This is a genomic window from Ruegeria sp. CDSC081 (assembly GCF_059610485.1).
Genome location: NZ_JBXWNS010000003.1, coordinates 160,144 through 174,388 on the forward strand (window position 1 = coordinate 160,144; position 14,245 = coordinate 174,388).

Sequence of the window (14,245 nt, forward strand, 5' to 3'; positions counted from 1 at the left end):
CAAAACCTTCCTTCTCTTGCCATTGGCGGGTGATAGCAGCTACATAATCGCTTCATAAGAAGCCGCCGCAGAGAAAGATTCTCTTAATATATTGAATTTATTACATTTTACATGCCTCAAACACATTCAGGAACGTAAATGCTGCGAAAGTTACTAGGATCATCTCTGTTCAAGACCGCATCTATAGAGATGGCAATCGAAAGCCTCGCAAAAGATGACGTTAGGGTTGGAACAGCATTCCGTGAAATCTCCCACGCTGATGTTATTAACTACATTGAGAAGAGAAAATGCCATGTGCGGAAAGTTGTGCCTCGACAGCAAGGCGACTGGGTCGAGTTCTACGCCCTGATCGAGAACAAAATTCACGTCGTCAGACTTGATGTTGCCAAGGACGGAATAGGGTCAATTCTGACTTCTCACTACTTGGACCTACCAAATGAGTTAAAGGAGTTATTCAGAGACGAGTTCTCTCAGATTATGTTCGGGTTGAACCTACCCTACACAGACGAAAGCTACGAGAAATGGCGGGATTTGGACATAGAGGAACGGCTGGAAGAGGACATGCTTCTTGCAGGTCGTCTTGTGTGCAGATTCTTCGAAAAGAACCCTTTGGCACTCTACCCGCTTCTTGCGGCTTGTGAGGATTTTCACGGCGGATCTGGGTACCTCGGCTTATATGACCTTTTTTGTCACGAGGGTGCAGAGGAAGAGAAAAAAGCCCGCCTGCAATGCTATCTCACCGTCGAAGCACTCATGACAAACAATAACCTGCCTTGCTTTCGCACAGTTAACCTTCAACGAGTTTCTGAAATGGTTGAGGAAATGATCGCAGATCAAAAAAGATGATACATCACCGAAGCTTCAGCCAACCAACCTCGCCCAAAGACCTTTCCGGGTAAAACTGCATCACGCTCATGGTCAAAACCCTCGCTTTTGGAACATGAGCGAACCACATCTTCCGATAACGCCACAAACCCCGTTCAAAACTCAATCAGTTGTTGAAGGTTACTACAACCACCGCGATAGCAGCCGTTTGTGCATCTCGCAGTATCTGTCGCTCTGGGCTCAAACTGGACGTCGGATGCGATGCAGCATCCAGTGATATGCTGCACCGGTCAACGTCGGGTTGTCGAAGTGGGATGGAATGGCGGTTCGGAGGATCAGTCATGGAAACACCAAACTTACCCGCCATTCGCGCGCTTCGCCCAGCCTGAAACAAGGGCCAGATGGATCAGCCTGACTTCGTGACCCAAACAGCCGATCTCGCGCCCCCAATAATGCGCACTGGCGCAGGCCCCCATTGCAACCACGCAACACGGCAATTTGGCAAAGTACTCGAGGACCCGGCCCCTGCGCAGTTTCTTCTGAAGAACCGGGTGACCTGTTCTAGCCGCTCCGTGCACCTGGAACACATTCTTCGCCAAATTCAGGCCAATCTCTTCCAGTGACGCCTCCATTCAGGATGTTTGCAAACCCACAATGGCACACCGAGGCCTTGGGGGCGACTACACCTTCAGAACCGTTCAAGGGTCGTGTTGTGGCCAAGTCGTTGGTCCTGAGTGTGAGGTCAATGAAGTTGCGCGACGACATGATCTACGGCCCAATCACCTGTCGACGTGGCAACGGTTGGCAATGGACGGCTATACGTCATCAGATGTTTTGAGACAGATGGCGGTTTGACTTTGTTGTGTCATCGCTCATCTGGTTTCAAGCAGTACGGATGGTGGCATTCCAGACGTCAAATAGCTCAAATCGTTTAAGAACGATGCGCTCAAATAATGATCTGGATCAAAATGTACCAGCCTCAGAACGATTATGCAGTAAACTCAGAAAAGGAATCAGAGATAGCCAGGTCAAAGCGATATGAGTCAACTGACCAGCCGACGCGCGTTTTTGGGCGTCACCGCATTCCGGGAGGACAGTAATCTTGTTCGACCTCCGGGTTCGGTTGTGCCTGGTTTTGCAGATCAATGCAGTAAATGTGGCGACTGTGTCGAGGCTTGCCCCGAAAGTGTGATTGCCATTGGTCAGCATGGGTATCCGGTGTTTCAACCCACCGAGGGTCCCTGTACTTTTTGTGGGAGTTGCGCTCAATCCTGTCCCACGGATGCCCTGGACATAGAACGCCTGCAAGATTGGCCGTGGCGCGCGTCGGTCGAAGCTGCGTCCTGCCTGTCCAGCAATGGTGTCAGCTGCCGAGTGTGTCAGGATAATTGCGAACAGAACGCCATCAGCTTCAGGCTGCAACTGGGTGGCCGCGCGGATCCATCAATAGACCTCGACGCCTGCACTGGCTGTGGGTCGTGTATGGCGTCTTGCCCGGTCGATGCCGTCACATTGAAACGCAAAACCATATCTCAAACGGAAGTCAGCCAATGAATATCTGCGGATGCCTTTTACATATCGCACCAGCGCAGGCACTGGCGGCGTCCGAGGCAATGAAAGGCACGGTCGGTGTCGAAATTCACGCCGAGGCCGAAGACGGCCGTTTCGTAATTGTTGTAGAAGACACGCCGACACGCCTTGCGTCCGAGATCATCATGGACCTGCACCAGATCCCCGGGGTGATTTCTCTGACGCTGACGTACCACCATTTCGAGGACATTGCGGACGGCCATCCGCATCCCGATGCCCCAAGCCAAACCACCAGCCGGAGGCCCACGCTATGACCATATCAGAAACTCGTCGGACATTCCTCAAGGCCTCAGCGGCCGCAGCTACGGCCTCTGCCGCAGGTATTCCTCTAGCCACTGGTCAGGCTGCCGCGCAGGTGGGCACCCCTGACATTCGCTGGGACAAGGCCGCCTGCCGGTTCTGTGGCACCGGCTGTTCTGTGCTGGTCGGCACTAAGGACGGGCGTGTTGTCGCCACTCAGGGAGACCCTGACGCGCCGGTCAATCGCGGGCTGAACTGCATCAAGGGCTATTTCCTGTCAAAGATTATGTATGGCAAGGATCGCCTGACCACCCCATTGCTGCGCAAGACCAACGGCGAATATGACAAGAACGGTGAGTTTGAGCCGGTCAGTTGGGACGAAGCCTTTGACGTCATGGCCACCAAGTGGAAAGAGGCGCTCGCCAAAAAGGGCCCAACCAGTGTCGGAATGTTCGGGTCAGGCCAATGGACGGTTTGGGAAGGCTATGCTGCATCGAAATTGATGAAAGCCGGGTTCCGGTCCAACAATATCGACCCCAACGCGCGGCACTGTATGGCTTCCGCGGTCGTGGGCTTTATGCGTACCTTCGGAATTGACGAGCCGATGGGTTGCTATGACGATCTGGAACACGCGGATACTTTCGTGCTGTGGGGATCGAACATGGCCGAAATGCACCCGATCCTGTGGTCGCGCCTGACCGACACGCGCCTGACCAAGCCGGGATGCGAAGTGCATGTTCTATCGACATTCGAACATCGCTCGTTCGAGCTTGCCGATAATGGCCTAGTGTTTAACCCGCAGACCGATCTGGCGATCCTGAATTACATCGCCAATTACATCATTCAGAACGGCGCGGTGAACGAAGAGTTTGTCAACAAGCACGTCAACATCACCAAAACCGCCACCGATATCGGTTATGGTCTGCGCGATACAAACGCGCTGCAGCAAGAGGCAGAGAACCCAAACTCGGGCAAGCTCGAGACGATCAGCTTTGAAGAATACGCCGAGGCGGTCGCACCTTATACGCTGGAATACACAGCCGAACTGTCTGGCGTGCCCGCCGATAAACTTGAGAAGCTGGCGCAACAATATGCAGACCCGAACCGCAAAGTGATGAGCTTGTGGACCATGGGTTTCAACCAGCACACCCGCGGATCGTGGGTGAATTCGCTGATGTATAATGTGCACCTTCTGGTTGGTAAGATCTCTGAACCCGGCAACTCGCCTTTCTCGCTGACCGGTCAGCCCTCGGCCTGTGGAACCGCGCGTGAGGTGGGCACGTTCGCCCACCGCCTGCCTGCAGACATGGTGGTGGCAAATGACGAACACCGTCAGATTTGCGAAACCGCCTGGAATATCCCGGCAGGTACTATTCCACCTAAGCCCGGGTTCCATGCGGTCTTGCAGCACCGGAAGCTGAAGGATGGTGAACTGAATGCCTATTGGGTGCAGTGCAACAACAACATGCAGGCGGCACCCAATATCAACGAGGAAGGTTACCCGGGTTATCGCAACCCGGAAAACTTCATCGCAGTCTCTGACCCTTATCCAACTGTCACAGCTGTCTCTGCAGATTTGATCCTGCCCACCGCCATGTGGGTCGAAAAAGAAGGCGCCTATGGCAACGCGGAACGCCGTACTCAGTTCTGGCGCCAGCAGGTGAAAGCGCCAGGAGAAGCAAAATCTGACCTGTGGCAGTTGATAGAGTTTTCGAAGCGCTTCACCGTTGAAGAGGTCTGGGATGAAGAACTGCTGGCTAAGATGCCCGAACACCGCGGCAAGACCATGTATGATGTGCTTTACGCCAACGGATCGGTGGACAAGTACCCCCTAGCCGAAACTGCGGAAGGCTTTGACAACGACGAATCCGAGCATTTTGGGTTCTACGTTCAGAAAGGCCTGTTTGAGGAATATGCCGAATTTGGCCGTGGTCACGCACATGACCTTGCACCGTTCGAAACCTATCACCAGGCGCGTGGGTTGCGCTGGCCGGTCGTGGACGGGCAAGAAACCCTTTACCGCTTCCGCGAAGGGTACGATCCGTATGTGCCCGAAGGCGCGGATGTTAAATTCTACGGTCACAAGGACGGCAAGGCAAAAATCATCTTTGCCCCCTACGAACCCGCCGCAGAAGAGCCGGACGAAGAATATGATCTGTGGCTGTCGACCGGTCGCGTGCTGGAACATTGGCATTCAGGCTCGATGACACGCAGGGTGCCGGAACTGCACCGGGCCTTCCCATCGGCAGTTGTCTATATGCATCCACAAGACGCCAAGGATCGCGGCCTGCGCCGCGGGCAGGAAATCGTGTTGTCGACCCGCCGTGGCGAGGTCACCAGTCGGGTTGAGACACGCGGGCGCAACAAGGTGCCGCGCGGCTTGGTCTTTATGCCGTGGTTTGATGAACACCAGTTGACCAACAAGCTGACGTTGGATGCAACCTGTCCGCTGTCGAAGGAAACCGACTACAAGAAATGCGCCTGTAAGGTCGAGCGCGCGTAATCGGCACGGATCGCAAAGGTAATCCCCATGCCCCTCGCCGAAACACCCCTTTCGCCGAAACGTCGCCGCTTCCTTCAGGATACGGCGCGGGCGGCAGGCGGCTGTGTGGTCGGCGGGTCACTGCTGGCCTGGCTGACCCGCGACGCCCGTGCATTGTCGGCCGAAGCTTTGCGGCCCCCCGGCGCGCTGCCAGAACGGGAGTTCTTGTCGGCCTGCATTCGCTGCGGGCTGTGTGTGCGAGACTGCCCCTATGATACCTTGAAACTGGCCGAGCTTGGGTCGGATGCCGGGGCGACGGGCACGCCATATTTTACCGCTCGCGATGTGCCTTGTGAAATGTGCGACGATATCCCTTGTGTTGCCGCCTGCCCGACCGGTGCGCTAGATCCCAAGTTGGATAACATTGACGATGCCAAAATGGGCGTCGCGGTTTTGGTCGATCAGGAAAACTGCCTGAACTTCCTGGGATTGCGGTGTGACGTTTGTTACCGTGTCTGCCCCGTGATAGACGAAGCGATCACGCTGGAAACAGCGCATAACGCCCGCTCGGGCCACCATGCGATGTTTATCCCAACCGTACATGCCGACCGCTGCACCGGCTGTGGCATGTGCGAAAAAAGCTGTGTTCTGCCAGAAGCCGCAATCAAGGTATTGCCGGCACGTCTAGCGCGGGGCAGCAGCGCGGATCATTACCGCAAAGGTTGGGAAGAAAAAGATGCCAAGGGCGCGCCGGTTGTTGAAGGCATAATCGACCTGCCCGACCGCCTGCCCGGCCCGGGGGTCGACAACCTGATCGCACCGGGTGGTTTTGAGCCCGGCTATGATCTTCCAGGGGTGGGACAATGACCACCCGCACACATATGCCCATAGGCCAAGAAGCCGTGGCGGTCAAAGGCTGGGTCGGTGCGCATAAATACCTGATACTGCGCCGTATCAGTCAGCTGTTCTTTCTGGTCCTGTTCCTGTCGGGACCCTGGTTCGGCATCTGGGTCGTTACAGGTACCTTGGCAGGATCGCAGACCCTGGGTGTACTGCCGTTGACGGACCCATTCATCCTGTTGCAAAGCATCATCGCCGGGCATTGGCCGGCGATGACCGCTTTTATTGGCGGCTTGATCGTCGTGGTGGCCTATGCGCTGGTCGGGGGCCGCGTCTATTGTTCGTGGGTCTGTCCGATCAACCCGGTGACCGACGCCGCCAACTGGTTGCACAGGCGTTTGGATTTGCCGAAAGGTTGGCAACCTAAACGGCGCACGCGGTTGTGGATATTGGCCACCGCGCTGATCGTCTCGGGCCTCACCGGCGTGATCGCATGGGAGATTATCAACCCAATCACCATGCTGCATCGCGGACTGATCTTTGGGGCCGGTTTTGTCTGGGCCATGGTCGTTGCGATCTTTGTCTTTGATGTGCTTGTCGCCCGTCACGGCTGGTGCGGCCACATATGCCCGGTCGGTGCGTTTTATGGCCTGATCGGCACCAAAAGCCTGTTACGGGTCAGCGCGGTTAACCGCTCGGCCTGTGACGATTGCATGGATTGCTATGCCGTCTGCCCCGAAAACCACATCATTTCGCCCGCGCTGAAGGGCAAGCCGGGTGCCACGCCGCTGATCCTATCAACCGACTGCTCAAACTGCGGTCGCTGTATCGATGTCTGTGCAGTTGATGTCTTCAAATTTACTCACCGGTTCGACGACCAAGTCGCCGCACCTTCCGACCCAGTTCCCGCGCCTGAACCGCGCGTAGCCAGACCTATTTAAGGGAGTGCCGAGATGAACAAGCCAATCCTGACAGGTGTCGTCGCCCTGATCCCCGTTATATTCCTGAGTGGGTTCGTCCTTGCGCAATCTGCGCCGGTACAAACCCTGCGTGGCGCCGAGGTGGATGAACCCATTCCGTTGGACCAGATTCACAAGAACGTGGAAGGACGGATGCAGCGCAACTATCGCCAGCAACCACCGCTTGTCCCCCACTCGATCGAGCAATACCAGATCGACGTGCGCACCAATCAATGCCTGTCCTGCCATGACTGGACCAAAGCCGGGGAACGCAATGCGCCGACCCTGTCGATGACCCATTATCTGGATCGTGACGGCAATGAGTTGGATCACATCGCCGGGACCCGTTATTTCTGCAACCAGTGCCACGTGCCTCAGGCAGATGCGCCTGCGTTGGTCGACAACGTGTTTGAACCCTCGTCCGGCAATTAATCCAACGCATGTCTGAAAGGAGCACCAAGATGGCAGACTCCCCCGAAAACCGCGGTTGGATCCGCCGCCTCTGGAACGCGATCTGGACCCCGGCTGTTATGTTCAGCTCGGGCTTTCTGATCCTCGCCGGGTTTCTGGCCGGTATTCTGTTCTGGGGTGGGTTCCACTGGACATTGGAACTGACCAATACCGAGGAATTCTGTACCTCGTGCCACACGATGGAAACCAATCTGGGCGAATACCGCGAGACGATCCACTATAACAACCACTCCGGTGTACGCGCGATCTGTTCTGACTGCCACGTGCCACATGAATGGAACCACAAGATCAAGGCCAAGATCATGGCTGTCAAAGATGTCTATCACGAGCTTGCCGGAACCATCAGCACGCCTGAGAAATACGAAGTGCATCGGCTAAGTATGGCTTCGGCGGTCTGGAAAAAGATGAAGGCCTCTGACAGCCGCGAGTGCCGCAACTGCCATAACTTTGACTATATGGATTTCACCATTCAAGAAGCACGCGCTGCATCGGAACATCAGCGGGCAATTGACAACAACATGACCTGCATCGACTGCCACCAAGGCATCGCACACAGCCTGCCGCAGGGTTATCAGGAAGAATACCAGAAAATCACCGATGCGCTGGCTAATAAATCTGCAGGTAACTTGCAACAACAGCTTGCTGACGGCAGCACAGAAATCCGGTCATACCTGACCACACAGTCGGACTGAAAAGGGGTAAGTCATGCTGGAACTTCTGGGAACAATCGGAGGCAACATCATCGGCCTTCCAGGCATTCTGGGCATTGCGCTTGGCATGATGACGCGCCGCCTCTGGCTGGGGGCCATGATGGGCGGTTTGATCAGCATTGTTGGGACGCTGCTGTTTGCCCATTGGGACTTTGCCAATGTTGCAACGACCGAACTTCTGATCGCCATTGTTGTGGGTCTGTGTGCCGGAACACTGGGTTCTGCGATCCGTATCAAAGGGGCAACGGTCTAACAGAAAGACCGGAGCGTGCTGGGCAATGGCTGCGTAGTGATTGGTCCTTTACCCGATACTCTGGGGTAGATAGCGACTAGGTGCGGAAGGGCTCTGATGGAATGGACATCCCCTGATTTCTCATCTGATAGGTTTTCGAGATGGAAGCCGTCAGAACTGTCGAGCAATCCGTGCCGAGGGACCATTGCTCACGTTGGTGTAGATTGTCAGTTGCAGCCCACGCGCCACTGGAGTATTCGACCACGCCTTGCAATGGACCGGTATCCCGACATCTAGCTGCAATAAAATAGATTTCATATCAAACCCTTAAAGATAGTGTTTCGGCCAAATTGCTTCAGGCAAGTAGACCTCAATGAGTCCACCGCAGATTGATTCAATATCTTATTGCGCACAATGGCGCCCCTAAGCGCAAGATCCTAGGAGCCATGATTTGGCCTGGCAGGATCAGCGCTCTGCTTGTCCTACTCCCACCATTTTGTACTGCGCAAAAAACAACGCGAGCTCTTGCCTGTGGGATGCCGCAGCCGCACTCGAACGTCCAGCCTGAAGATCAAACGCAAGGTCGAGTTTACCGTCGACGCCTAGCATCAACGCTCACCCGGCACAGTGTATACTGTCTGGACGTCTAAGGTCCGAAAGATGGGAGCCCGGCAAAAGTTACCACAGGCATTGCCTATAGGTCTGCGCTGAAGCGCCTGTTTGCAGTCCGTATCCCCAATTATTTCACCACACGTTTTCCGGATTGGTAAAGTACAAGGCCCAGACATTGTTGTCGCTTTGGGCAATCAGTTTCCGAAACCTAGCCTTGAGGTAAGCGTTAAGAAGGTCAACGTTGTTCGCATTGCGGTTGTCGACGCCCCACGTCAGGAGCGGCAGATTTCGCAATCTTCGGCTGAATCGCTGCGCTGTAACAAACTGCGAACGTCCTGAACCGGTGTTATGTGAAGCGATCTCGGGTTGAGTAGTGGCGATTCAGTGGGACTAACGCCAGTGGCTTTCTAGCGGGACAAACACAGACACATGATCAGCGTCCGCTTTAAAGCTCATTTCGTTCGCCATCGAACGGTTATTACTGGCTGCATTCGCTTTCTGTCTTTAATCTGTCTTGCATGGCAATCGAACCGAGACTGGATATAATCGGGGCCGCGCTCGCCGATCCCAGCCGATCCCGCATCCTGTGCGAACTGATGGACGGGCGCGCATTCACCAACAAAGAGCTGGCTTGTGCGGCCAAGGTAAGCCCGCAGACCGCGAGTGCCCATTTGAAGCAACTCGAAGTTGCCGGTCTGACTGCTTCTTTGCGAAGCGGCCGGCATGTTTATCACTGGGTGGCAAGTGCTGACGTTGCCCGGGTGCTGGAAGGATTGGCTACCCTGTCACCGACCGACCACCTGTCTCGGCCCGGCCGGATCGCGACAGACACACAACGCGCACGCAGTTGCTACAATCATATTGCTGGTAAGCTCGGCGTCCTGATGACGAAGCGCCTTGTTGCCCTTAATGTGCTGAATCTCAGAGATGACGCTTTGACATCCGGACCTCGCTATCAGGACTTCCTCGATGATATCGGGATCGAGCCGCCACCTGTTTCATCGGGGAAACCTCCGGCAAAACTCTGCCTTGACTGGACAGAGCGTCGGCACCACATTTCCGGCCCGCTGGCCACAGCGATCATGCAGAAGTCACTGACAGCGAATTGGTTGGAGCGCAGGACCGGTAGTCGCGCTCTTACCATTTCCGACGACGGGTTCGATGCGCTCGAACGCTGGTTTGGCCTGAGCAGAAAGGCTCTGGACGGCTCGGACGACAATTGACAGTTCGGCCGATAACGAACCGTCCTTTTCCACAGCTTCGCCAATACGAGCTATTTCGGCAGAAGCTGCTGGAGATAAACATGACATTGCCCAAACTCGAAAATGACAGGTTCGTTCCTGAAAACGGTCTGCGGATCGTCGTCCAGGTGCCAGATACACATGCGCAAAAGATCATTGACGCGGTTCTGGTCGATGACGTTCTGAAATATGGCGACTACGATTGCGTCGCCTATCAGACCGCGCCGGGAATGCAACAATTCAGATCCCTGGGGAGTGGGCGCAACACGGCAACCTCAAAGGTTGTCGAGGTACCCTGTGTGGAACTGTCATTCTTTCTGGGCAGTAACGAAGCCAAAACCGTGCAGGTTCTAAGAAACATCTATTCATCACACCCCTACGAAGAGCCGGTGATCTTCGTAGAGCCGTGCATGCGGACGCTTCATATCCGGGGAATGGACGAGGACAATCCTAACAGGTTCTGGAACAACGAGACCGAAGATTGGGTGCCAAAAGAGCACTGGTAAGTGAAGTTGAACCCAGCAATCTCCGAACCCCAAGGAATAAGTAGCAAGGGCTCCTTTGGAACCTTCGCCGCACGCTGTACTAGGGTCCGGTTTTGGTTTTTTGGAAACAAAACAATAACGGAAAGCTCCTGCACATCGCAGTTCGGGTGTTATATGCACCTGTCCCTCGTTGAACGCCCGATCTGCTGTCACATGCCTTCGATAATGGCATTTCTGGCCGTGGCATTTTCCCTAACGATGTACCGCAGCAAGTTATTACCCTCGGCGATGAGGTCGAGGCGATCTTCGTTCTTTTTCACCACGGCTGCCCACGCCATTTGATCGTGTATGAAATCGTCAAGGATCGCTATGCGTTGTCCACGGCCGATTTCCTTGGTTTTGCTTTTTAACACCAAAAGTCTGTCAATATGCCCGATGAGGTCGGGTGCCAGGTCCTGATCTTTAATGAGATCATGCAGGTTCATCGGCGGCGACATATCGGGTACCGTAGGTTTTTCGTATGCGTCTCAGGGGGCATTCTAGCAGACCTAGAAAACTCTTGGTTCGGCCCATACCAGCCATTCATCAGGACAGACCACGCCGCAATGCAGCTTCACCAGACCGGACTTTCGCTGCGAGCGCAAAATCGGGGGCGAGTCGAACTTACAGCCCGCCGAACGAAGCTGCCGGTTGCTGAACGTCTGCTTCCCGTTAACGCTGAATCTCAGACGATCCACCCAAAGACATACCCCGCCCCAAGCGACCCCAGAACTGCAAGCAGCAGATAGAGCATGAACGGTTGCAATTTGAGCACCGGTGCGATGGCCATAGCACCCCAGATGCTGACAACACCGCCCGAGACAAGGAAAGCCATCGCCGCGCCTTCGGACATGCCGTTGTCGATCAACCCGCGTGTCAGCGGGAGCGCAGCGTAACCGTCGATATAGGCCGGGGCACCGACGAAGACTGCGGCGGGTATTGCCCACCATTTGTCTTCGCCAACATATGTTGCTAGTGCGCCCGGCGTCAGTGCGGTGTTCAGGGCATACTCGGCGGCAAATGCCGGGATCAGGCAGATCAGGATCAGCCGCGTGGTCGCCCAGAACTGTCTGCTGAAAGAATGCCTTCGTGCCTCAGACTGCCATACCCATGGATCAAAGGGTTGATCCCTGCCGCATCGTGCGGCACTCAGTTGGCGCGCAAGACCATTGTTTCGAAGCGCGCTCATTGCCCAAGGTGTCTTGGCGAATAGCCCTGTGACCACGCCCCCGAATATGCCTAATCCGAAAGCTGCGAGTGTTTTGCCGATCGCAAAGCTCAAACCCAGTGTCGCGGCTGTTGTCGCGAGCATCGCCGGATCAGTTATTGGGGAGGACAGCCAGAATGCCATGATCGGAGCGAGTGGCACGCCCGCTGCCAGCAATCCGGCCATTAAAGGCAGCACTGTCACACCGCAGACCGGCGTGATGGCTCCGATGAGCGATGCAGCCAAAACCGTTCGCAACGTCCTGCCCTCGAACGCGCCAGCGATGTGGGTATCCGCGCCGCTGGCGATGATCCAAGCTGCTAGAACGATGCCCGGAATGACAATGGGGGCAACGACAATTAGACCCCATAGGACGAACCTTGCTGCGTTTGCGGCGTGTTCCGGCCAAGCAAAACCTACACCTGCCAACAGAAGCAGAAACAGGCCCCACACTAAGGGTTTCCGGTTGGATGGTCGGTTGGCAGCTGTCTGATCGGACATGGGATACTCCTCTGACCTTGAAAAATAGTGCGGCGCGAGGCATCTGTGAAACGCATAGTTTCAATTTCCGATATTGGAAAATCAAATGGAAAACCTGGATAGCGATCTTCTGCGAACCTTCGTCGCCGTGGCTGATGCCGGAAGCGTCACAGACGGTGCTGCCCGCATCCACCGGTCGCAATCTGCAACAAGTCTTCAAATCAAGCGCCTCGAAGCGATCCTGGGTCAGCCGGTCTTTGACAGGCATGGTCGCGGGGTGGTCCTGAGCGACACGGGACGAAAGCTCTTTCCAGTCGCGCAGGAGGTGACGGCACGTCTCGACGCGGCACTACAGGAGATTTCCCAGAACACTGTAAGCGGGAAACTACGTTTGGGCATACCCGACGATCACGGACGAACGAAACTCGCGGCGATCATTGCGACCTTCACCCGCCATCATCCGAAAGTCGAACTGGATATCACATGCGCTCTGAGCACCAGTTTTCCCGAGGCCCTCGACAAAGGTTCGCTGGACCTTGCGGTCTATGAGGTCGAAAACCCGTCCAGCCATGAGGAAGTTCTTTATGAAGACCCAACTTGTTGGGTGTCGTCGGCGCGCCGCAATTTTCAGATCGATGAAAGCCTTCCGGTTGCCTTGTTCGATCATGCATGCTGGTGGCGCGACGCGGCAGTCAATTCATTGCAGGCCCGCGGAGAGCCATATCGCGTTGTATATTCCAGCCAGAGCGTCTCTGGCGTGATTGCAGCGGTTGAAGCTGGGATTGCAGTAGGTCTACTTGGTCGCTCGTCGTTTCACGCAGGTCTATCTGTGGTGAACGACGCATTGGGCTTCGGGAACACACCTGCCTCCAAGCTGGTGATGGCATCCAGCAAGCCGAAAGAACGAGGGCCTCAGGACGCTATGAAGGAGGCGATCCGAGCCGCATTTATGGCCAAGCCATAAAAAGCTGACTTTCGCTGCGCTCTGTCGAATGGGCAGGTCGGACTCGGTTCCTGACATCGGAGGCGGCGCGGCATCCTGTGGTATGACGCCTGTGCCAACGTCGGGTCGTCGTTTTGGGAGGGCATGACGGATCGGAGGATTAGTCATGGAAATACCAAACTTACCTGCCATTCGCGCACTTCGGCTAGCCTGGAACAAGGGCCGCATTGTCGGTCAGAAGCGGCCACTGAAACCTAAGCATGTCTGAGCAATCTAGGTGCGGCTTGAATTGGCAGAGAACCATCGTGATCTTGCTCTGTTCAATATGGCAATCGACAGCAAGCTTTGCGGCTGCGACCTTGTGAAGATGAAAGTTGTGGATGTGATGGCGTCAGGCCAGATCAAGGAACGCGCCTCAGTGCTACAGAACAAGACGCAGAAGTCAGTTCGGTTTGAGATATCGGAAGGCACCCGCACATCCGTCGAGAAATGGATCGAAGACGAACTGATGGTCGGATCAGAGTATCTTTGGCCAGGCCGTTTTCATGAGCGGCTTCACATATCGACACGTCAGTATGCGCGGATTGTTCGGGACTGGGTCACGTCGATCGGATTGGAAGCCAGTGCATATGGCACGCATTCGATATGGCGCACGAAAGTCACTCAGATCTACAAGAAGACTGGCAACTTTCGCGCCGTTCAGCTTCTGTTGGGGCACACAAAGATGGACAGTACAGTCAGTTATCTTGGCGTTGAACTTGAGGATGCCTTGGCCATTGCTGAAGCCATTGAAATCTAACATTCTGGGCCGCCTACACGGTCGGCCCTTACCGGTCACTCGACATGCCGTCACGATGCTGCAGTTGCAGCCCACTTTGCGGTCATTCGC

The 14,245-nt window shown here is 55.3% G+C and carries 16 protein-coding genes and 1 pseudogene; 14 read left to right on the top strand and 3 right to left on the bottom strand.

Annotated features, from left to right (window positions below):
- The first annotated feature begins 138 nt into the window (after positions 1 to 138).
- Positions 139 to 846 carry a hypothetical protein gene (locus tag AC2FH9_RS06365; RefSeq protein WP_496749920.1) on the top strand — a complete coding sequence of 236 codons (708 nt, stop codon included), beginning with the start codon at positions 139 to 141 and terminating at the stop codon, positions 844 to 846.
- Positions 847 to 1,196: 350 nt separating this feature from the next.
- On the opposite strand, the pseudogene AC2FH9_RS06370 reads toward AC2FH9_RS06365, so the two are convergent.
- Positions 1,197 to 1,457, bottom strand: a pseudogene (locus AC2FH9_RS06370) (IS110 family transposase); the annotation flags it as partial.
- Between the two features lie 22 nt (positions 1,458 to 1,479).
- Between AC2FH9_RS06370 and AC2FH9_RS06375 the strand changes: the two are divergent.
- The 11 genes from AC2FH9_RS06375 to AC2FH9_RS06425 all read left to right on the top strand — a co-directional run bounded on the left by AC2FH9_RS06375 (position 1,480) and on the right by AC2FH9_RS06425 (position 10,708).
- On the top strand, positions 1,480 to 1,680 hold the full coding sequence (locus AC2FH9_RS06375) for a transposase (RefSeq protein WP_496749921.1): 201 nt from the start codon (positions 1,480 to 1,482) through the stop codon (positions 1,678 to 1,680).
- A 183-nt stretch (positions 1,681 to 1,863) separates the two neighbouring features.
- Positions 1,864 to 2,379, top strand: coding sequence for a ferredoxin-type protein NapF (gene napF, locus AC2FH9_RS06380; protein WP_496871102.1), 516 nt, complete (start codon positions 1,864 to 1,866; stop codon positions 2,377 to 2,379).
- Complete coding sequence (locus AC2FH9_RS06385) at positions 2,376 to 2,669, top strand: chaperone NapD (protein WP_496694682.1); 294 nt, start codon at positions 2,376 to 2,378, stop codon at positions 2,667 to 2,669. Before napF ends, AC2FH9_RS06385 begins: the two co-directional genes overlap by 4 nt.
- On the top strand, positions 2,666 to 5,158 hold the full coding sequence (napA, locus tag AC2FH9_RS06390) for a nitrate reductase catalytic subunit NapA (RefSeq protein WP_496871103.1): 2,493 nt from the start codon (positions 2,666 to 2,668) through the stop codon (positions 5,156 to 5,158). The genes AC2FH9_RS06385 and napA overlap by 4 nt, the downstream gene beginning before the upstream one ends.
- 27 nt (positions 5,159 to 5,185) lie before the next feature.
- Entirely contained in the window at positions 5,186 to 6,004 is an 819-nt protein-coding gene (gene napG / locus AC2FH9_RS06395; RefSeq protein ID WP_496871104.1) for a ferredoxin-type protein NapG, read from the top strand.
- Entirely contained in the window at positions 6,001 to 6,918 is a 918-nt protein-coding gene (gene napH / locus AC2FH9_RS06400) for a quinol dehydrogenase ferredoxin subunit NapH (RefSeq protein WP_496871105.1), read from the top strand. Before napG ends, napH begins: the two co-directional genes overlap by 4 nt.
- 12 nt (positions 6,919 to 6,930) lie before the next feature.
- The gene (locus tag AC2FH9_RS06405) at positions 6,931 to 7,368 is read left to right on the top strand and encodes a nitrate reductase cytochrome c-type subunit (protein WP_200818550.1); all 438 of its coding nucleotides are present in this window, start codon (positions 6,931 to 6,933) and stop codon (positions 7,366 to 7,368) included.
- A 29-nt stretch (positions 7,369 to 7,397) separates the two neighbouring features.
- Positions 7,398 to 8,099 (top strand): NapC/NirT family cytochrome c, encoded by a 702-nt coding sequence (locus tag AC2FH9_RS06410; RefSeq protein ID WP_496871106.1) that lies wholly within the window; start codon positions 7,398 to 7,400, stop codon positions 8,097 to 8,099.
- A 13-nt stretch (positions 8,100 to 8,112) separates the two neighbouring features.
- On the top strand, positions 8,113 to 8,370 hold the full coding sequence (locus tag AC2FH9_RS06415) for a hypothetical protein (RefSeq protein WP_496871107.1): 258 nt from the start codon (positions 8,113 to 8,115) through the stop codon (positions 8,368 to 8,370).
- A 1,109-nt stretch (positions 8,371 to 9,479) separates the two neighbouring features.
- Positions 9,480 to 10,184, top strand: a complete 705-nt coding sequence (locus AC2FH9_RS06420) for an ArsR/SmtB family transcription factor (RefSeq protein WP_496698541.1) — start codon at positions 9,480 to 9,482, stop codon at positions 10,182 to 10,184.
- A gap of 80 nt (positions 10,185 to 10,264) precedes the next feature.
- Complete coding sequence (locus tag AC2FH9_RS06425) at positions 10,265 to 10,708, top strand: YqfO family protein (RefSeq protein ID WP_496749929.1); 444 nt, start codon at positions 10,265 to 10,267, stop codon at positions 10,706 to 10,708.
- 188 nt (positions 10,709 to 10,896) lie between these two features.
- Here AC2FH9_RS06425 and AC2FH9_RS06430 read toward each other — a convergent pair whose 3' ends face one another.
- Together AC2FH9_RS06430 and AC2FH9_RS06435 are read right to left on the bottom strand one after the other, a co-directional pair.
- Positions 10,897 to 11,172, bottom strand: a complete 276-nt coding sequence (locus AC2FH9_RS06430; RefSeq protein WP_496871108.1) for a hypothetical protein — start codon at positions 11,170 to 11,172, stop codon at positions 10,897 to 10,899.
- Between the two features lie 239 nt (positions 11,173 to 11,411).
- A complete protein-coding gene (locus tag AC2FH9_RS06435) occupies positions 11,412 to 12,434 on the bottom strand; it encodes a permease (RefSeq protein ID WP_496871109.1) in 1,023 nt (340 codons plus the stop codon).
- A gap of 85 nt (positions 12,435 to 12,519) precedes the next feature.
- Here AC2FH9_RS06435 and AC2FH9_RS06440 point away from each other — a divergent pair, with 85 nt between their 5' ends.
- Complete coding sequence (locus AC2FH9_RS06440) at positions 12,520 to 13,377, top strand: LysR substrate-binding domain-containing protein (RefSeq protein WP_496749932.1); 858 nt, start codon at positions 12,520 to 12,522, stop codon at positions 13,375 to 13,377.
- Positions 13,378 to 13,681: 304 nt separating this feature from the next.
- A complete protein-coding gene (locus tag AC2FH9_RS06445; RefSeq protein ID WP_496749933.1) occupies positions 13,682 to 14,155 on the top strand; it encodes a tyrosine-type recombinase/integrase in 474 nt (157 codons plus the stop codon).
- Positions 14,156 to 14,245: the final 90 nt, after the last annotated feature.